The 19,734-nt window shown below is 74.1% G+C and carries 15 protein-coding genes; 1 reads left to right on the forward strand and 14 read right to left on the reverse strand.

Annotation, left to right across the window (positions count from 1 at the left end; genetic code table 11):
- Window positions 1–50 precede the first annotated feature (50 nt).
- The 13 genes from EDD28_RS14870 to aspS form a co-directional block, all read right to left on the reverse strand.
- Window positions 51–782 carry a prepilin peptidase gene (locus EDD28_RS14870; RefSeq protein WP_148059639.1) on the reverse strand — a complete coding sequence of 244 codons (732 nt, stop codon included), beginning with the start codon at window positions 780–782 and terminating at the stop codon, window positions 51–53.
- 2 nt (window positions 783–784) lie between these two features.
- A complete protein-coding gene (locus tag EDD28_RS14875) occupies window positions 785–1,672 on the reverse strand; it encodes a shikimate dehydrogenase (RefSeq protein WP_123740535.1) in 888 nt (295 codons plus the stop codon).
- Window positions 1,673–1,694: 22 nt separating this feature from the next.
- On the reverse strand, window positions 1,695–3,209 hold the full coding sequence (locus EDD28_RS14880) for an endolytic transglycosylase MltG (RefSeq protein WP_148059640.1): 1,515 nt from the start codon (window positions 3,207–3,209) through the stop codon (window positions 1,695–1,697).
- Window positions 3,188–4,435, reverse strand: a complete 1,248-nt coding sequence (locus EDD28_RS14885; RefSeq protein WP_123740537.1) for an endolytic transglycosylase MltG — start codon at window positions 4,433–4,435, stop codon at window positions 3,188–3,190. The genes EDD28_RS14880 and EDD28_RS14885 overlap by 22 nt, the downstream gene beginning before the upstream one ends.
- Window positions 4,432–4,902, reverse strand: a complete 471-nt coding sequence (gene ruvX / locus EDD28_RS14890) for a Holliday junction resolvase RuvX (protein ID WP_245968100.1) — start codon at window positions 4,900–4,902, stop codon at window positions 4,432–4,434. Before ruvX ends, EDD28_RS14885 begins: the two co-directional genes overlap by 4 nt.
- Window positions 4,903–4,916: 14 nt before the next feature.
- On the reverse strand, window positions 4,917–7,622 hold the full coding sequence (gene alaS / locus EDD28_RS14895; RefSeq protein ID WP_123740539.1) for an alanine--tRNA ligase: 2,706 nt from the start codon (window positions 7,620–7,622) through the stop codon (window positions 4,917–4,919).
- 72 nt (window positions 7,623–7,694) lie between these two features.
- A complete protein-coding gene (locus tag EDD28_RS14900) occupies window positions 7,695–8,018 on the reverse strand; it encodes a hypothetical protein (protein ID WP_123740540.1) in 324 nt (107 codons plus the stop codon).
- Window positions 8,018–8,380: a DUF948 domain-containing protein gene (locus EDD28_RS14905; RefSeq protein ID WP_123740541.1), complete on the reverse strand. Its 363-nt coding sequence runs from the start codon at window positions 8,378–8,380 to the stop codon at window positions 8,018–8,020. Before EDD28_RS14905 ends, EDD28_RS14900 begins: the two co-directional genes overlap by 1 nt.
- 191 nt (window positions 8,381–8,571) lie before the next feature.
- Window positions 8,572–9,195, reverse strand: a complete 624-nt coding sequence (rpsD, locus tag EDD28_RS14910; protein WP_123740542.1) for a 30S ribosomal protein S4 — start codon at window positions 9,193–9,195, stop codon at window positions 8,572–8,574.
- Window positions 9,196–9,424: 229 nt separating this feature from the next.
- Window positions 9,425–10,822 carry a replication-associated recombination protein A gene (locus EDD28_RS14915; RefSeq protein WP_123740543.1) on the reverse strand — a complete coding sequence of 466 codons (1,398 nt, stop codon included), beginning with the start codon at window positions 10,820–10,822 and terminating at the stop codon, window positions 9,425–9,427.
- Window positions 10,823–10,918: 96 nt separating this feature from the next.
- Window positions 10,919–13,213, reverse strand: a complete 2,295-nt coding sequence (locus tag EDD28_RS14920; RefSeq protein WP_123740544.1) for an MMPL family transporter — start codon at window positions 13,211–13,213, stop codon at window positions 10,919–10,921.
- Between the two features lie 133 nt (window positions 13,214–13,346).
- Window positions 13,347–14,159 (reverse strand): GNAT family N-acetyltransferase, encoded by an 813-nt coding sequence (locus EDD28_RS14925; protein WP_123740545.1) that lies wholly within the window; start codon window positions 14,157–14,159, stop codon window positions 13,347–13,349.
- Window positions 14,156–15,970, reverse strand: coding sequence for an aspartate--tRNA ligase (gene aspS / locus EDD28_RS14930; protein ID WP_123740546.1), 1,815 nt, complete (start codon window positions 15,968–15,970; stop codon window positions 14,156–14,158). Before aspS ends, EDD28_RS14925 begins: the two co-directional genes overlap by 4 nt.
- 388 nt (window positions 15,971–16,358) lie before the next feature.
- On the opposite strand from aspS, the gene EDD28_RS14935 reads away from it, so the two are divergent.
- Entirely contained in the window at window positions 16,359–18,176 is a 1,818-nt protein-coding gene (locus EDD28_RS14935) for a DEAD/DEAH box helicase (RefSeq protein WP_211339240.1), read from the forward strand.
- Between the two features lie 78 nt (window positions 18,177–18,254).
- Here the strand turns inward: EDD28_RS14935 and hisS are convergent, their stop codons facing one another.
- Complete coding sequence (hisS, locus tag EDD28_RS14940) at window positions 18,255–19,646, reverse strand: histidine--tRNA ligase (RefSeq protein WP_123740946.1); 1,392 nt, start codon at window positions 19,644–19,646, stop codon at window positions 18,255–18,257.
- Window positions 19,647–19,734: the final 88 nt, after the last annotated feature.

Consider the following 19,734-nt stretch of genomic DNA (forward strand, 5'->3'; position numbering starts at 1 on the left):
TCAGGCCCCGCCCCGGCGCGGGAGGAGCTCGACCCGCTGGTCGCCCGGCGTCACAGGAGGCGGGTCGCCAGCGACACGAGCGCACCGAGGAGGAGGAACGGCCCGAACGGGACCGCGTCGCGACGTCCGACGCGGCGCAGCGCGAGCAGCGCGAGCGACGTCAGGCCGCCGAGGATGAACGCGGCGGCGAGCATCCCGCCCGATGCGGCGGCCGCCCGGCCGACGACCGCGCCGAGGTGCTCGCCCGAGCCGAGCGTCCCGGCGAACCCGGCCCCGACGGAGGCCACGGCGCCGAGCAGTCCGCCGAGCAGGGTCGCGAGCTTGACGTCGCCAAGACCCATCCCCGGCGGGTAGAGGAGCACGAGGAGGCCGAGGACTCCCCCGGCGACCACGGCCCCGGAGGCGAGCGCGGCGAGCCCGGCCCAGCCGGCGACGTAGAACGCTCCGACCCCCGCGAGGACGAGTGCCGCACCGCCGGCGCGCACCGTGAGGACGTCGGGGAGCCGGTGGCTCGCGGCGTCGACGAGGCAGGCGAGCGTCGCGGCGGCGAGCCCGACGACGAGGCCGGGCCACAGCGCCGGTGCCGTCCTCGGCAGGGCGAGCAGCGTGACGGCGAGGACGGCCAGCGCCTGGACCGGCCGGGCGAGCCACCAGCGACGCGCACCCTCGCCGGCGAGGGACGCGACCCGCGGCGCGAGCACGACCGCCGTCAGGACCGCTCCGACGACGAGCACCGCGCCGGCCGCCAGCATGCCCATTACGACGGCGCCGAGCGACTCCACGGCTACCGGCCGGCCGGCTCGTGCGGGCCCAGCGCGCGGACGAGCGCGTCCCGCATGGCCTCGACGGGCGCGACGAGCCCCGTCATGAGGCGCACCTGCTCGGCCGCCTGGTGCAGCAGCATGAGCCAGCCCGGCGCCACGCTCCCGCCGCCGTCGGCCCACACCCGGGCGAGCTCGGTCGGCCACGGGTCGTAGATCGCGTCGAGCAGCACCTGGTCGGGCCGGAGCCCGCCGCGCGAGTCGGCGAGCACCTGCGCGAGCTCGGCCGCCACCGCGTCGGCCGCCCCGGCGACCGCCGTCTGCACGACCACGTCGGCGTCGAGGACGAACCGCGAAGCGTGGTCGAACCGCCGCAGCGTCACGTCGACCCCCATCCGGTGGGCGGCCTGCATGAGGTCGGCGGCGCGAGCCGAGGAGCGCACGCACACGGTGGGCGCGGTGGCGCCCAGCTCGGCCAGCGCCGCGAGGGCGGCGGCCGCCGTCCCCCCCGCGCCGAGGACGACGGCCGACGAGAGGCGCTCGGACGCACCGGCCGCGCGGCGGGTCCCGCGGATCGCCTCGGCCACGCCGTAGACGTCGGTGTTCGCGGCGACGAGCAGCCCGCCCGGCTGCGGCAGCAGCGTGTTGGCGGCGCCGACCGTCGCGGCCAGCGGCTCGACGACGTCGGCCGCGGCCAGCGCCGCCTTCTTGTGCGGCATCGTGACCGACAGGCCGAGCCACTCCGGGCCCATCCCGCGCAGGAACGGCTCCAGCTCGCCGTCCGCGACGCGGACCGCCTCGTACTCGTGCCCGGTCAGGCCGAGGGCGGCGTACGCGGCGTTGTGCAGCGCCGGGGAGAGCGAGTGCCCGACGGGGTCACCGACCACCGCGGCGCGTCTCGTCGTGGTCATGCGGTCCTGCCCTCCACGGTGCTCAGCCCTCCGGTGTCGGGCACGCCTCGCCACCGGCCTCCCAGGTCTCGATCCACTCCCGCAGCTCCTTCTGCCGCGCGATGATCTCGTCGTAGGAGTCGGTGAAGGTCAGCTGTCCCGAGCACAGGTCGGTCTCGACGAAGTAGATCCACGGCCCCTCCTCGGGCGAGACCGCCGCGTTCAGCAGCACCGCGTCGACGCTCCCGATCGGCGAGGGCGGCAGACCCGCCAGCAGCCGGGTGTTGTAGGGCGACGGGTCCGTGTCGTGCAGCGCCGGGTCCATCTCCTCGACCGCGAGGTGCTGCATGGCCCACGCGTAGGTGAGCGTCGAGTCCATCTGGATCCGGCCGTCCGTCGGGCTGTCGACGGCCAGGCGGTTGACGATGACCCGGGTCACGCGCGGGAAGTCCTCGGCGACGTGCGCCTCCTTGCCGGCGATCGACGCGATCGTCAGGATGCGCGCCCGCTCCTCCGGCACCACCCCGAGGGCGTCGAGCTGGGCGATCGTCGCGTCGTACATCTGCCGCAGCACCTCGGTCGGCGTGCTGGTGCGGCTCACCGTGTAGGTGCCCGCGAGCAGCCAGCCCTCGAGCGGGTCGAAGACGCCGTCGGCCGTGTTCGGCGACCCGTCGATCCCCAGCGCCGCGTAGTCCTGCGCCGCCGCCCGCACATCGTCGACGGGCACGCCGAGCACGTCGGCGACGCGCGCGTAGATCTGGTCGGTCCGGTAGCCGGTCGGGATGGTGAGCTGGAGGTCCTGGCGTCGGGCCGGGTCGAGCAGCGCCGTGATCGCGTCCTTCGAGGTCATCTGCCCCAGCAGCCGGTACGAGCCGGGCTGGATCGACGCGGCACCGGGGTTCGCGGCGTACGCGGCCTCGAACCCCTCGACCGTGAGCACGACCCCGCTGTCGACGAGGACCGTGCCGATGGCCGTCGCGTCGGCGTCGGCGTCGATCGTGACGAGGACCTCGCCCGATCCCGGGCCGGGGTAGTCGAGCTGGACCGCCTCGGTCGTCGACGGGGTCGCGCCGCCCTCCGGCAGTCGGGGACGGACGGCGCTGAGGATGAGCACGCCGAGCCCCAGCACGATCGCGACCGCGAGGATCACGCCGATGATCGAGCTGCGGCGGTGGGAGCGCCCGCCGGGCGGGACGGACCGCGACGGGCGCGCCGGCTCGTCGACGACCCGCTCCGCGGTCGGGACCGGCTCCGCGGTCGGGACCGGCTCCGCGATCGACGGCTCCGCGGCGGTCTCGGCGGGTCCGTCGGTCCGGGCGGGCTCGGCGGCCGTCGGCTGGGTCACCGACCCGTCCCGCGCCGAGGCGTCGACCGCGGCGACGTCGGCTCCGGCGTCCTCGGGCGCACTCGGCCGGGCGGTCGCCCCGCCCGCCTCCCCGGCGGCGCGGGCGGCGTTGCGGCGCAGGTCTCGACGCCGCACCGGAGCCGAGTCGGGCTCCGGTGCGGGCGTCGTGGGATCCTCGGGGCCCGTCGCCATCAGCTCTCCGGGAGCGGGCACTTCTCGTCGTTGGCCTGCCACCGCTGGAGGAAGTCCTGGAACTCGGCCTTCCACGGCAGGAACTCACCCTGGTAGTCCTTGGTGAACCGCGTCTCACGGGTGCAGTAGTCGACCGTGATCCAGTAGGTCCAGTCGCCCTCCTCGGGCGAGAGCACCGCGGACATCGCGCCGACCTCGACTGTGCCGATCGGCGACGGCGGGAGCCCGGCCACGAGCCGCGTGTTGTACGGGCTCGGGTCCGTGTTGTGCAGGTTCGGGTCCATCTTCTCGCCGGGGTGCTGGAGCGCCCAGGCGTACTCGAAGGTCGAGTCGACCTGGAGCTTCCCGCCGAACTCGCTGCCCTCGGCCAGCCGGTTCTCCATGGCGCGGACGGTCTTCGGCCAGTCGACCGCGTCCGTCTCCTTCATGGCGATCGAGCCGAGCGTCAGCACGTGCAGCCGCTCCTCGGGCGCGATGCCGAGGCCGTCGAGCTCCGCGATCGTGCGGTCGTACATCTGCTTGAACATGTCGGTCGCGGTGCCGCTGGGCTTGATCGAGTACGTCGAGGGGTAGAACCAGCCCTCCATCGGGTCGATGACGCCCTCGTTCGTGTTCGGCGGGCCTTCGAGCCCGAGCGCCGCGTAGTCGTGCGCCGCGGCGTAGGCGTCGTCGTAGCTGATCCCGAGCGCGTCGGCGACCTTCTGGTAGAGCTGGTCGCTGCGCAGGCCCTCGGCGATCGTCACGCGGATGTCCGCGCGGTTCGCCGGGTCGAGCAGCGCCGCGACCGCGTCCTTGGCCGCCATCTGCTGGAGCAGCTTGTAGGTGCCCGGCTGGATCGACGTGGCCGCGCTGTTCTCGGAGTACGCCTTGCTGAACGCCTCGGTCGTCGCGACGACGCCCGCGTCCTTGAGGATGAGCCCGATCGCGTTGCCGCTGGACCCCTCGGGGATCTCCACGAGGATCTCGGTCGCGCCGGGGCCGGGGTAGTCCGACACGTTCGCCGACGGGTCGCCGCCGCCGGAGAACAGCGGCTTGACCACGAACCAGCCGCCGGCCACGAGGCCGACGAGGATGCCGATCATGACGACGAAGCTGAGCACCGAGCGGTGCCGGCGCCGGGACTCGCGGTCCGGTCGCCGAGGGGGCTGACCGTCGTCGGACGCGACGGCCCGTCGGGCGCGACGCGACTGCTGGTCTCCGTCCGCGTCGTCGTGTCCGCCCTCGAGGTGGTCGAACAGATCGGTCACGAGCTCTCCTCGGGTGTTCGAGCGGCGGCGATCAGCCGTCCGCGAGGTGCGCCCCCCGCGCGTTCGTCATCCAGGGCCGCCTGCAGCAGGACCACGGCCGCAACCTGGTCTACCACGGCCCGCTGGTCCTTCGCTCGACGACCGGAGGCCGTCATCGCCCGCTGCGCGGTCGTCGTGCTGAACCGCTCGTCGACCATCCGCACCCCGACCGGGGCGAGCAGGTCGGCGAGCCGCCGCGCGTACGCGCGAGCCAGGCCGGCCGCGGCGCGCTCCCTGCCGTCGAGCGAGCGCGGCAGGCCCACGACGACCTCCATGGCCTCGAGCTCGCGCGCGAGCTCGGCCACGCGCAGCGTGCCGTCGTCGTCGCGGGTGCGCTGGACGGTCTCGACCGGCGTCGCGAGCAGGCCGTCGCGGTCGCTCCGCGCGACCCCGACCCGCACGCTCCCGACGTCGACGCCCAGTCGCACCCCGCGGCGCATGCTCAGGCCCCGACCTTCGTGCCGACGATGCCGGGAGCGCCCGCGAGCGCTCCGGCCAGGTCGGCCCCCTCGGCGCCCCCGCCCTGCGCGACGTCGTCGCGGCCGCCGCCCCGGCCGCCCATGGCGGCCGCCAGCTCGCGGATCAGCTCGCCGGCGCGCAGGCCGCGCTCGCGCGCGTTCGGCGACGTCGCGACGACCACCGACGGACGGTCCTTCACGGTCCCGCCGATGACGACGACGGCCGCGCCGCCCAGCCGCTCGCGCAGGTCGAGCGCGAGCGTGCGCAGGTCGTCCGCGCCCGCGACCGTCCCGGCGTCGTGGCTCAGGACCCGGACGCCGTCGACGTCGACCGCCCCGGCGACGAGCGCGCCCGCCTCGGCGAGGAGCGCGGCCTGGCGCAGCGCCGCGACCTCCTTCTCGGCGTCGCGCAGCTTCGTCAGGAGGCCGGAGATGCGCTCGGGCAGCTCCTCGCTGCGCACGCCGACGAGCTGGGAGAGCTGGGAGACGAGGACCTGCTCGCGGGCGTGGAAGCGCGTGGCCGCGTCGCCGACGAGCGCCTCGACGCGGCGCACGCCGGAGCCGATCGACGCCTCGCCGAGGATCGTCACCGGGCCGAGGTGGCCCGTCGAGGTCACGTGCGTCCCGGCGCACAGCTCGCGCGACCAGTCGCCGCCGATCTCGACGACGCGCACGCGGTTGCCGTACTTCTCGCCGAACAGCGCCATCGCGCCGAGGGCGCGGGCGTCGTCGATCCCCATGACGCGGTCGGTGACCTCCAGGTCCTCCGCCGCCCGGAGGTTGACCCGCTCGGCGATCTCGGGCAGCGCCGAGGCCGGCGGCTGCGAGCCCGAGCGGAAGTCGAACCGGAGACGGTGCGGCGCATTCTCCGAGCCGGCCTGCGTCGCGCCCTCGCCGAGCGTCTCCCGCAGTGCCTTGTGGACGAGGTGGGTGGCGGTGTGGGCGCGGGCGATCGCGCGGCGCCGCTGCGTGTCGATCCGCGCGGTGCCGAGGTCGTCGAGCGTGACGGCACCGTCGACCAGCCGGCCGCGGTGGACGCTCAGGCCCTTGATCGGCGCCTGCACGTCGTCGACCTCGACGACGCCGCCGCCGTCCAGGCCGATGGTGCCCGTGTCCGCGAGCTGTCCGCCCGCCTCCGCGTAGAACGGCGTCCGGTCCAGGACGATCTCGACCTCGGCCGGCGCGACCGCCGTCGCGACCGGCTGGCCGTTCGACAGCAGCCCGACGACGCGCACGCGCGCCGTGGCGTCGGTGTAGCCGAGGAACTCGACGGGCGCGCCCAGCTCGCCGGCGAGCGCGTGGTAGATCGAGGTGTCGACGTGGCCGGACTTCTTCGCGAGCGCGTCGGCGCGCGCCCGCTCCTTCTGCTCGGTCATGAGCCGGCGGAAGGTCGGCAGGTCGATGTCGAGGCCCTGCTCGGCCGCCATCTCGACCGTGAGGTCGATCGGGAAGCCGTGCGTGTCGTGCAGCCGGAAGGCGTCCTCGCCGGTGATCGTCGTCCCGCCCCCGCTGCGGACCTGCGACGACGCCGCGTCGAGCAGGGCGATGCCGGACTCGAGCGTGCGGCGGAAGGAGTCCTCCTCGCCGTACACGATCGCCGAGATGCGCTCGAAGTCGCGCTCCAGCTCCGGGTAGGACTCCTTCATCGCGTCCTTCGACACGGGCAGCAGCTCGCGCAGCGTCGGGCCGGTGAGGCCGAGCAGGCGCAGCGAGCGGATCGTGCGGCGCAGGAGGCGGCGCAGCACGTAGCCGCGGCCCTCGTTGCCGGGGCGAACGCCGTCGCCGACCAGCATGAGCGCGCTGCGGACGTGGTCGGCGACGACGCGCATCCGCACGTCGTCCTCCTCGGTGCCGGGCTCGCCGGAGGCGTAGACCTTGCCCGAGAGCTCCTGGACCCGTCCGATGACCGGGAAGATCTCGTCGATCTCGTACATGTTGTTCTTGCCCTGGAGCAGGTACGCGATGCGCTCCAGGCCGGCGCCGGTGTCGATCGCCTTGGAGTCGAGCTCCTTGAGCAGCGGGTAGTCCTTGCCCGTGCCCTCACCGCGCAGGTACTGGTCGAAGACGAGGTTCCAGATCTCGAGGTAGCGGTCCCCGATCTCGTCGTTCCAGCCCGCGGCGCCCGTCGCGGGGTCGTAGTCGGGGCCGAACTCGGGCCCGCGGTCGACGTGGAACTCCGCGCACGGCCCAGCGGGGCCGGGCTGGCCCGTGTCCCAGAAGATGTCCTCGCGCGGGAGCCGGACGACGTGCGCGGGGTCGACGCCGACCTCGCTCAGCGCGGCGGCGGCGACCTCGTCCTCCTCCCAGATCGTCACCCACAGGCGCTCACCGTCGAAGCCGAGGCCGCCCTGCTCCTGGGAGGTGGTGAGGAACTCCCACGCGTAGCGGATCGCCCCCTCCTTGAAGTAGTCGCCGAAGGAGAAGTTGCCGAGCATCTGGAAGAACGTGCCGTGCCGCGTCGTGCGGCCGACGTTCTCGATGTCGTTCGTCCGGATGCACTTCTGCGCGCTCGCGGCGCGCGGCCACGGCGCCGGCTCCGTCCCGATGATGTACGGGATGAACGGGACCATGCCGGCGATCGTGAACAGGATCGACGGGTCGGGCGAGACGAGCGGGACGCTCGGCACGATCTGGTGGTCGTTCTCGGCGAAGAAGTCGAGGTAGCGACGGCGGATCTCGGCGGTGCGCATCTGGGTTCCTCTGGTGGTCCGCGGCTGCGGCCGCGGTGACGTTGGGGTGGGACGGTCCGACGGCTCGGTCGGCTAGAAGTCGGCGTCGTCCCAGGGGTCGTGCTCGACGCGGCGGCCGACGGCGCGCGGCGAGCCGCCGCGCAGGGTCCGCGCGTCGTCCAGGACCTCGGGCGGCGGGAGCAGGTCGGCGCCGAGCCGGGCCTCCTGCTCGCGCATCGCGGTCCGGAGCTCGGCTCCGACGAGCCGGAGCTCCTCCACGCCCTGCGTGAGCGCCTCGGCGAGGCCCTGCGGCGTCAGCGTCCTGGCGACGGAGTCGGCGGCTGAGCGGGCCCGGCCGACCTGGTACAGGACGGCGACGGCGACCGCGGCCCCGACGCCGGCCCAGACGAACCTCATCAGCGGCGGCCCGTCCGCTTGGCGACGACCGACCGGACGGCGTAGGAGAAGGCCGCGACCTTGATCATCGGTCGGGCCAGCGTGGCCGACACGAGCGTCGTGAGCGCCGAGACGTTCTGGCCAACCTCGGCGGCGGACGTCGTGACCGTGTCGACCTTGGCGAGTTGGGCGTTCGCCCCGCGGACCGTCTCGGCCGCCTCGTCGATGACCGGGACGGTGTGCTCGGTCAGCTCGGCGACCGAGAGCCTGGTCTCGTCGAGCACGGCCCCGAGCTTGAGGAGCGGGACGGCGATCGCCACGACGAGCGCGACGAAGGCGAGGGCGGCCACGAGGCCCGCGATGTCACCGAGCGATACCGACACTGCTGCCACCTTCTCCTTGGGCACCTGGGAGGACACCTGGGACGCTGCGACGACTCGTCACGGGTGCGACCCGATCCGTCGTCGTCCGTCGAGAGTACCCGCAGCGACCGACCCGGCCCGGAACGAACGTCACGCGTGTGCCCCGGTCGCCCGGGGCACACGCGTGGACCGCCCACGTGGGGCGGAAGGGCTCAGCGGGCGTAGAGCTCGACGATGAGCTGGACGTCGGCCTGGACCGGGACCTCGGCGCGCTTGGGCATCCGCACGAGGACGGTGCGCAGCTTCTCGAGGTTGACCTCGAGGTACTCCGGGACGGCCGGGAGGACGTCACGGTGCGCACCGGCGGCGGCGACCTGGAACGGGACCATCGTCTGGCTCTTCGGCTTGACCTGGAGGACCTGGCCCGGCTTCACGCGGAACGAGGGGCGGTCGACGATCTTGCCGTCCACGAGGATGTGGCGGTGCACGACGGCCTGGCGGGCCTGGGCGATCGTGCGGGCGAAGCCCGAGCGGAGGACGAGCGCGTCGAGACGGCACTCGAGCAGCTCGACGAACGTGTCACCGGTCAGGCCCGGGTGACGACGCGCCTCGTCGAACGTGTTGCGGAACTGGGCCTCGCGCAGGCCGTACTGCGCGCGCAGACGCTGCTTCTCCTTGAGGCGGACGGCGTAGTCGCTCTCCTGCTTCCGGCGGGCGCGGCCGTGCTCGCCGGGCGGGTAGGGGCGCTTCTCGAAGGCGCGGGCGGCCTTCGGGGTGAGGGCGATTCCGAGGGCGCGCGAGAGGCGCACCTGGTGGCGGGCGCGGTTGTGGGCCACGTCAACTCATTCCTGTTGCTGCTGTCACCCCGGCGCGGCGTGTCCGCGTGGGGGTGGGGCCGACCACGATGGGCTAGGACCCCAGGAGTGCCGACGGACGGACCGAGCCGTCCAGGCAACCGCAACAGTCTAGCCCATCCCGCCCGCGGCCGGGCCCGGACGCTCGGGACCGGTCCGTGGCCACCTCGGGGCCGGCCGCGAGGCGACCTGGGGCCGACCTCGGACCACGTCAGGGCTGGGAGTCGAGGATCTCGCGGATTCGCTCCAGCCGGGCCGCGACGGCGCGCTCGTTCCCGCGGTCGGTCGGGGCGTAGTACCGCGCGTCCTCCAGCCCCTCCGGCGCGTACCGCTGCGGCGCGACGCCGTGCGGCGCGTCGTGCGCGTACTGGTAGCCCTTGCCGTGGCCGAGGTCCTTGGCGCCCGCGTAGTGCGCGTCGCGCAGGTGGAACGGCACCGCCCCGGCCTTGCCGGACCGCACGTCGCCGAGGGCCGCCGCGATCGCGAGCGTCGTCGCGTTCGACTTCGGCGCCGTCGCGACGTGGATGACCGCCTGGGCGAGGATGAGCTGCGACTCGGGCATCCCGATGAAGCTCACGGCCTGGTGGGCCGCCACGGCGGTCTGGAGCGCCGTCGGGTCGGCCATCCCGATCTCCTCGCTCGCCGCGATGACGATCCGCCGCGCGATGAACCGGGGGTCCTCCCCCGCCGCGATCATCCGCGCGAGGTAGTGCAGCGCCGCGTCGACGTCGCTGCCGCGCATCGACTTGATGAACGCGCTCGCGACGTCGTAGTGCTGGTCGCCGTCCCGGTCGTAGCGCACGGCGGCCACGTCGACGGCGCGCTCGACGACGTCGATCGTGATGACGGCCGGCGCGCCGGCGTCGTCCTCGCCCTGGTCGGTCTCGTCGTCGTCCGCCTGCTCCTCCAGCGCCGTCGCGGCGGCGGCCTCGAGGACGGTGAGCGCCTTGCGGGCGTCGCCCCCGACGAGCCGGACGAGCTGCTCGAGTGCCTCCTCGCTCAGCTCGACGGTGCCGCCCAGCCCCCGCTCGTCGGCGACGGCGCGCCTGACGAGGTCCGCGACGTCCTCGGGCTCGAGCGAGTGCAGCGTCAGCAGCAGCGAGCGCGACAGGAGCGGGGAGATGACGGAGAACGACGGGTTCTCGGTCGTGGCCGCCACGAGCGTGACCCAGCGGTTCTCCACGCTCGGCAGGAGGGCGTCCTGCTGCGTCTTGGAGAAGCGGTGCACCTCGTCGACGAAGAGGACGGTCTCCTCTCCCCCGCCCGCGAGCCGGCGGCGCGCGTCCTCGATGACCATCCGGACGTCCTTGACGCCGGCCGTGACGGCGGAGAGCTCGACGAACCGCCGCCCGCCGGCCCGCGCGATGAGGTAGGCGATCGTCGTCTTCCCGGTGCCGGGTGGGCCCCACAGCACGACGGAGGACGGCGGCGGCGATCCAGCGCGGGTCGGCTCGACCAGCCGGCGCAGCGGGGCGCCGGCGCGCAGGAGGTGGCCCTGGCCGACCACCTCCTCCAGGCTCGCCGGACGCATCCGGACGGCCAGCGGCGCCGCGGGATCGACGCCGGGGACGCCGGCCTCGTCGGTCGAGGCGGCTTCGAAGAGATCCACGGATCGAGCGTACGTTGCCGGTCCGACATCGACCGGTCGCTCTCGGTCGGGGCCGGCTCGGCGGAGGCCGGCGACGGTGAGGGCAGACAGCCGGGGTCAGTGCGCGATGGTGAACCGGTTCGCGAGCGGGCGCAGCCAGCGCGGCGCCCACCAGTTGGCCTCGCCCAGCACGGTCATCGTGGCGGGGACGAGCAGCATCCGCACGAGCGTGGCGTCCAGCGCGACCGCGACGGCGAGCGCGAAGCCCGCCTCCTTGATCGGCAGGAGGTCGCCCGAGGCGAACCCGGCGAACACGACGATGATGACGAGCGCGGCCGACGTGATGATCCGACCCGACCGTTGCAGCCCGACGACGACCGCCTCGTCGTTGCCGACCCCGGTGTCGTACAGCTCCTTGATCCGCGCGATGAGGAACACCTCGTAGTCCATCGCGAGGCCGAACCCGAAGGCCACGACGATCGCGACGACGTAGCTCTCCAGCCCGCCGGCCGCCGTGAACCCCAGCAGCGAGGCGCCGTGCCCCATCTGGAACACCCACGTCGTGATCCCGAGCGAAGCGGCGATCGAGATCGCGTTCGTCAGCAGGGCCTTGACCGGGACCAGGACCGAGCCCGTCATGAGGAAGAGCAGGACGAACGTCGCGATCAGCACCATGCCGCCCGCGACGGGCAGCCCGCGCACGAGCGCGCCGGTGAAGTCGGCCTGGCCGGCCGCCTGGCCGCCGACGAGCACCGGCGTGCCGAGGTCGAGGTCGCGGATCTCGCGGACCAGCTCGACGGCGGCCGGGGAGTCGGGCTCGACGTCGTCGGCCAGGTGGACGCCGATCATGACGTGACCGTCGCCGTCGTCGAGCGGGGCGGCGGCATCGACCGACGCGACACCGGCCAGCCCCTCGAGCCCGGCCGCGACCGAGTCGAGCGTCGCGTCGTCGGCCGCGGTGTCCTCCGGCACGACGAACAGGTCGGCGGACGCCGTGCCGGGGAAGCGCTCGTTGATCGTGTCGATCGCCACCCGCGCCGGCGCGTCGGCCGGCAGCGCGTCGATGCCGGAGTTGCGCAGGTGCAGGCTCCCGAGCGGCACCATGGCCGTCACGAGGATCGCGAGACAGCCGATGAGCACGGGCCACGGGTAGCGCTGGACCCACGTCGCGAGCGCGGAGAACACGCCGCGCCGGGGCGCGACGTCGCCGAGCCGGCCGACGACGCGGCGCAGCCCCGGGATCCGGGACAGCACGGACGGCCGGAGGAACCGGCGGCCGCTGAGCGTGAGCAGCGCCGGCACGAGCGTGATGGCCGTGAGGAGCGCGATGACGACGATGACCGAGCCCGCGACGCCCAGCCCCTTGAGCAGCGACGGCGACATCGCGATGAGGCCGGCGACGCAGATCGCGATGGTGAGCGCGGAGAACGTGACGGTGCGACCGGCCGTCGCGACCGTCCGCTCCACGGCGCGCACGACGAGCGCGTCGCGCCGGCGTCCGCCGCGGCGCCGCTTGCCGACGGCGATACCGGCCGTGATCGCGGCGGTCTGCTCGTCGACGAGCTCCTTCAGCTCCTCCCGGAACCGGGACACCATGAGGAGGCCGTAGTCGATGGACAGGCCGAGACCGAGCAGTGTCACGACGTTGATGACGACCGAGTCGAGGTCCATGACGTAGGACAGCGACCAGATGCTGCCCAGCCCGGCCCCGATCGAGGCGACGGCGCCGACGATCGGCATGCCGGCCGCCAGCGCGCCGCCGAAGACGACGACCATGACGAGCAGCGAGATCGGGAGCGCGACCAGCTCGCCCCGCACGAGGTCGGACTCCATCTGCTCGTTGAACTCGCGGACGAGGATGGCGGAGGACGTGATGAGCGATCCCGTCGCCAGGTCGTCGTCCCTCAGCTCGGTCCCGAGCGCGGTCAGCCGCTCCTCGACCTCGCCGCCGACCTCCTTCTCCCGGTCGGACGGCAGGTCGGCATCGAGCGTCACCTGGACGAGGAAGGAGCCCGTCGCGGTGTCGACGAGCGCCGCGACCTCCGGCTGGGTCGGCCCCAGCGGGTGCTGGTAGGGGTCGGTCACCTCGGCGACGCCGTCGAGCGCCGCGAGGTCGTCCCGGGTCGCGGTCAGGACGTCGCCGGTCGCCGCGACGGCGTCGGTGTCCGTCAGGTCGGCGCCCTCGACCATGAGGACGATCGACGCGCCGTCCGCCGAGGCGCGCATGAGCTCCGACACCCGCTCGGACTGGCTGCCCGGAACGGTCGGCTGGTCGGTCTCGAGCTTTTGGAACAGGGGCGTCCCGCCCAGGCCCGTCATGGCGGCGGCCGCGAGGAGCCCGGCGATCAGCACCCAGGCGGCAAGGACCCACAGCGGGCGACGGGTGACGAGGCGGCCAAGACGCGCAAACACGGGGTCAACTCTCGCACGTCGGGCGCCGCCGGACGGCGTCGGCGGAGCGTCGCACGACCGGCGTGTCGACGGCCGGTTCGCCGCCGCGGTCGCGGGTGCCGCGGCCGGCCGACCGCGCCGCCACCACGCTGGGCTAGCGGGCGAGCGTCGCCGGCGCGTAGGAGGCCATCTCGGCCTCGAGCCGGAAGCCGATCCGGGTGTAGATCCGGCGGGCGGCGTCGTTGTCGGCGTAGAGACCGAGCGAGACCCAGTCGGCCCCCGCCGCGAGCCCCGCCCGCACGGCAGCCGTGGTCAGCGCCGCGCCGTAGCCGGCCCGGCGCGCCCCGGGGGCGACGCCGAGCCCGTGCAGGTGCCAGGAGAACGAGCCGTCCCGAGCGGGGTCGCCCTGGGCGAGCCGCGCGCCGATGACGCCGACCGCCGCGCCGGCCTCGCCCGCCGGTCCGTGCGCCGGCGCCGACTCCGACACGGCGAACCACGCGACCTCGCCGTCGCCGAGCGGGTCGGCCGTCGAGATGGGGTTGGCGACCGCCAGGAGGGCGCGCGCCTCCTCGACGTCGCTGGAGCCCGGCGCGAGGTCGAGCCGGCGCACGCGCTGGTCGACGTCGCCGTCCGGCATCGTGTCGATCGACATCCAGTCCCACTGCGTCGCGGGGGCGAGCCGCAGGGCGTCGAGCACCCACGGCGGCACGTCGACGGCGCGCGGCGCGCTGAGCCACATCGCGCCGGGGGCCTCCGAGCGGTGGTGCAGCCGCGCCTCGCCGTCGAGCAGGTCGATCACCTCGTCCGACTCGCCGAGCGCGAGGAGGACGTCGCCGTTGGGGCGCGCGCGGGCGACGAGGACGGAGTCGCCGAGCACGGCGACCCGGCCCTCGCGCCAGTCGTCACGCTCGGCCAGCAGGATCCGGTACCGGGCGAACGCCTGGAGGCGTGCGGGGTCGAGCGTCATTCCGCGACCGCGGTCCCCTCGCCCGCCGTCGCCCGCCCGCTCGTCGCGGCGGGCGCGGCGTCGACGCCGGCCTCCTTGCGCTGCTGCGCCGTGATGGGCGCGGGGGCGCCCGTCAGCGGGTCGTAGCCGCCGCCGGACTTCGGGAACGCGATGACCTCGCGGATGGAGTCCTCCCCGGCGAGCAGGCCGACGACCCGGTCCCAACCGAACGCGATGCCGCCGTGCGGGGGCGCGCCGAACGAGAACGCCTCGAGGAGGAAGCCGAACTTCTCCTGCGCCTGCTCCTCGTCGATCCCCATGACCTTGAAGACGCGCTCCTGCACGTCCCGCCGGTGGATACGGATGGAGCCGCCGCCGATCTCGTTGCCGTTGCAGACGATGTCGTAGGCGTAGGCCAGCGCCGCGCCCGGGTCGTCCTCGAACGTGTCGATCCACTCGGGCGTCGGCGACGTGAACGCGTGGTGCACCGCGGTCCAGGCGCCCGCGCCGACGGCCACGTCGTCGTCCTCGCCGACCGGCTTGAACAGCGGCGCGTCGACCACCCAGACGAACGACCACGCGTCGGGGTCGATGAGGCCGCCGCGGCGACCGATCTCCAGCCGCGCCGCGCCGAGCAGCGCACGCGAGGAGGTCGGAGCGCCCGCGGCGAAGAAGATCGCGTCGCCGGGCCGGGCACCGGTCGCGGCCGCGAGCCCCGCCCGCTCGGTCTCGGTGATGTTCTTGGCGACCGGACCCCCGAGCTCGCCGTCCTCGCCGATGGTGACGTAGGCGAGCCCGCGCGCGCCGCGCTGCTTGGCCCACTCCTGCCACGCGTCGAACCCACGCCGCGGCGTCGCCGCGCCGCCCGGCTGGACGACCGCGCCGACGTAGGCCGCCTGGAACACCCGGAACGGGGTGTGCGCGAAGTAGTCCGTCAGGTCGACGAGCGGCAGGCCGAAGCGCAGGTCCGGCTTGTCCGTCCCGTAGGTCTCCATGGCGTCGCGGTAGGTCATCCGCTGGATCGGCGTGGGGACCTCGACGTCGATCAGCCGCCAGATCTCGACGAGCAGCTTCTCGGTCAGCGCGATGATGTCGTCCTGGTCGACGAAGCTCGCCTCCACGTCGAGCTGGGTGAACTCCGGCTGGCGGTCGGCGCGGAAGTCCTCGTCCCGGTAGCAGCGGGCGATCTGGTAGTACCGCTCCAGCCCCGCGACCATGAGGAGCTGCTTGAACAGCTGCGGGCTCTGCGGCAGCGCGTACCAGGAGCCCGGCGCCAGACGCGCGGGCACGACGAAGTCGCGTGCGCCCTCGGGCGTCGAGCGGGTGAGCGTCGGCGTCTCGACCTCGACGAAGCCCTCGGCGTCGAGCACCGCGCGGGCGGTCCGGGAGACCTGGGCGCGCAGCCGCAGCGCGCGGGCGGGCGCCGGCCGGCGCAGGTCGAGGTAGCGGTACTTCAGCCGCGCCTCGTCGCCGATCGTCGCGGACTCCGCCGCGTCGAGCGCCGTCGAGACCTGGAACGGCAGCGGGGCGGCCTGGTTGAGGACGACGACGTCCGTCGCCACGACCTCGATCTGGCCCGTCGCGAGGTTGGGGTTCTCGTTGCCCTCGGGCCGGTGGGAGACCTCGCCCGTCACCTGGAGCACCCACTCGCTGCGCAGCGGGTGCGCCACGTCCTCGTCCCGGACCACGACCTGGGCGATCCCGGAGGCGTCGCGCAGGTCGAGGAAGGCGACGCCGCCGTGGTCGCGACGGCGATCCACCCACCCCGTGAGGGTGACGGTGCTGCCGATGTCGGTCGCGCGCAGGTCGCCTGCGTTGTGGGTGCGAAGCACGAACGTTCCTTCCGGGATGGTGGGGCGGCTGAGGGTCGCGCCGTCGTGATCGCGCGGTTCAGGCCGAACAGCAATCCTAGTCCGCGCCCCCAACGCGGGAGAACCGTCCTCGACGTCGTGACGGGTATCACCGCGCCGCCTCCCCCGCGCGCGGGCCCGCGCCGGTAGACTCGGACGGTTCCTGGAGCGCATGCCGCATCAGGCCCACGAAAAGCTCCCGCCTTGGGCTCGCATCGAGCCGCGGCACGCACGTGCCGGTCGTTCATGGGTGTGGCGGGACCACGCGCGTCGCAGAGTGCGACGGCGAGAGGACGGGTCGAGCGGACGGTCACGAGGTGACCGGGTCCTTCCTAGCTCCCCTGAAGTCCCAGTGAAAGCAGTCACCACCATGTCCACCCCTGCCATCTCCTTCTCCGACCTCGGCCTGCCCGAGGACCTCCTGGGCGCCGTCGAGGCGCTCGGGTTCACCACGCCGACGCCGATCCAGGTCGAGGCCGTCCCCGTCCTGCTCTCCGGGCGCGACATCGTCGGCGTCGCCCAGACCGGGACCGGCAAGACCGCGGCCTTCGGGCTGCCGCTCCTCGCCGCGATCGACCCGGCCGAGCGCGACGTCCAGGCGATCGTCCTCGCGCCGACGCGCGAGCTCGCCATCCAGGTGTCCGACGCCGTCCAGTCCTTCGCCCCCGACGGCGCCCGGCTCGACGTGCTGCCCGTCTACGGCGGCTCCGCCTACGGCCCGCAGCTGAGCGGCCTCAAGCGCGGAGCCCAGGTCGTCGTCGGCACCCCCGGCCGCGTCATGGACCTCATCGACAAGCGGGCGCTGGACCTCTCGACGGTCAAGTTCGTCGTGCTCGACGAGGCCGACGAGATGCTCCGGATGGGCTTCGCCGAGGACGTCGAGACGATCCTGGCCGGCACGCCGTCGACCAAGCAGGTCGCGCTCTTCTCCGCGACCATGCCGCCGGCGATCCGCCGGGTCGCCGACACGCACCTGACCGACCCGGTCCGCATCTCGATCGCCCCGCAGTCGACGCCGATCGAGTCGGTGACGCAGGAGTACGCGATCGTGCCGTTCAGCAACAAGAACGAGGCGGTCGCGCGGATCATCCAGACGGCCGACGCCGATGCCGCCATCGTGTTCGTCCGCACCCGCGAGGCCGCCGAGGAGGTCGGCGCGGACCTGCTGCGTCGCGGCATCTCGGCCGCGTCGATCTCGGGCGACGTCCCGCAGCGCGACCGCGAGAAGATCGTCGACCGTCTCCGCGCCGGCCAGCTCGACGTGCTCGTCGCCACCGACGTCGCCGCCCGCGGCCTCGACGTCGACCGGATCGGCCTCGTCGTCAACTACGACGTCCCCCGCGAGACGGAGACCTACGTCCACCGCATCGGCCGCACCGGCCGCGCGGGCCGCACGGGCAAGGCGTTCACGTTCCTCACGCCCAAGGAGAAGCACAAGCTCCGCCAGATCGAGCGCGCGACGGGCTCGACGCTGACCGAGGCGGCGCTGCCGTCCCGGACCGACGTGCTGCAGCACCGCGCGAACGGTGCGCTCACGCTGGCCGACGAGCGCCGCGTCGGCGGGCCGCTGGCGCTGCACCGCGCCCACGTCCAGGCCCACGTCGACGCCAACGGCACCGACCCGATCGACATCGCGGCCGCGCTCCTCGCGCTCGCCGTCGGTGATGACGGCGGCATCCGGGCGAGCGAGGACGAGGCGCTCTCGATGCCCGACCGCGGTGACCGGGGCGAGCGCCGCGAGCGCTCGTTCGACCGGGACCGCGGCGAGCGGCGCGAGCGCTCCTTCGACCGTGGCGACCGCGCCGAGCGCGGTCCGCGCGAGCGCGCCAACCGCTCCCGCGTCGGCGACAGCGACAACCGCTACCGGATCGCCGTCGGCTACCGCGACGGCGTGACGCCGCAGGGCATCGTCGGCGCCATGACGAACGAGGGCGGCCTGCGCGGCTCGGAGATCGGCAAGATCGACATCTTCCCGACCTTCTCCCTCGTCGAGATCCCGCTCGGGCTCGAGCCGGAGATCGAGCGGCGGATCGGCGGCGCGTCCGTCGCCGGTCGTCAGCTCCGGATCCGTCGCGACACCGGCGCCCCGTCGCGGGGTGGCAGCGGCGGCGGCAAGGGCTACGGCGAGCGCGGGGACCGCGGCGACCGGTTCGCCCGGACCGAGCGTCGCCCGCGCTACTCCCGCTGAGCCCGCCCCCGGCACACGCCGAGCCCGACCCCGCAACCGCGGGTCGAGCTCGGCGCCCGGGTGGGTCGTCCTCGGCGCTCAGCCGGGGGTGGGGACGGCGCGGGGACGCCGGTCCTGCGCCGGCGGCTCCCACGTCGCGGGGTCGGCCTCGACCTGCTCGCCCGACCGGATGTCCTTGACCTCGTGCCGCACGGCCCCGTCGTCCTGCGTCGAGAGGAACCAGACGTACGGGATCCCCCGGCGGTCGGCGACCCGGATCTGCTTGCCGAACTTCGCCGCGCTCGGCGCGACGTCGGCGGCGATCCCGCGGTCCCGCAGGGCGTCGGCGACCGCGTCGGAGGCCGGCCGCGTCGCCTCGTCGGCGACCGCGACCAGCACCGCCGTCGGCACGGCCCGCGTCGCCTCGACCAGCCCGGCCGAGAAGAGCCGCGAGAGCACCCGCGAGACGCCGATCGAGATGCCGACCCCCGGGAAGGTGCGCCGGCCGTCGCTGGCGAGCGAGTCGTACCGGCCGCCGGAGCAGATCGAGCCGAGGTTCTCGTGGCCGAGCAGCACGGTCTCGTAGACGGAGCCCGTGTAGTAGTCGAGGCCGCGCGCGACGGACAGGTCCGCCGTCACGACCCCGGGCGCCCGGTCCTCCGCCTGGCGCAGCAGCTCGCCCAGCTCGGCCAGCCCGTCCTCCAGCAGCTCGGCTGCCGGGTCGTCGTCGAGCACGACGCGGTGCTCGGCCGCGAGAGAGCGCACCCGCTCGACCACCTCGACGCCGCCGGACAGGCTCGCCAGGGCCAGGCACGCTTCGGCCTGGTCCGAGCTCGCGCCGACCTCGTCGGCGAGCATGCCCGCGACCCTGGCCGGGCCGACCTTGGCCAGCTTGTCGACGATCCGCAGCACCTCCTCGGGCCGGTCCAGCCCGATGCTGCGGTAGAAGCCCTCCGCGACCTTGCGGTTGTTGACGAGCACCCGCACGGGCGGCAGACCGAGCTCGCGCAGGGCGCCGAGCGCCCGCGCCGCGACGATCGGGACCTCGACCTCGTAGTGGAACGGCAGCGTCCCGTCGCCCACGACGTCGATGTCGGCCTGGACGAACTCGCGGAACCGGCCGTCCTGGGGACGCTCGCCGCGCCAGACCGGCTGGATCTGGTAGCGCTTGAACGGGAAGGCGAGGTGCCCGGCGTTCTCCAGCACGTACCGCGCGAACGGGACGGTGAGGTCGAAGTGCAGGCCGAGCCGGTCCGCGTCGGACTCGGCCGCCGGGTCGCTCGGGTCGGCCTGGAGCCGGGACAGCACGTAGACCTCCTTGGAGGTCTCCCCCTTGCGCAGGAGCTCGGTGAGCGGCTCGACCGCGCGCGTCGCCACCGACGCGTACCCGTGCAGCTCGAAGGTCTCGGCGATGACGTCGAGCACCGCCTGCTCGACGATGCGCTGGGCGGGGAGCCACTCGGGGAAGCCGGACAGAGAGGTGCGTGCCATGGCGACCATCCTTCCATCGGCCGGCGCCTGACTTCACGCCGAGCTCGGGGACCTAGACTCTTGGTCGCCGCTCGGACCCCTGCGCTCG

The sequence above is a fragment of the Salana multivorans genome, assembly GCF_003751805.1.
Taxonomy (GTDB): Bacteria; Actinomycetota; Actinomycetes; order Actinomycetales; family Beutenbergiaceae; genus Salana; species Salana multivorans.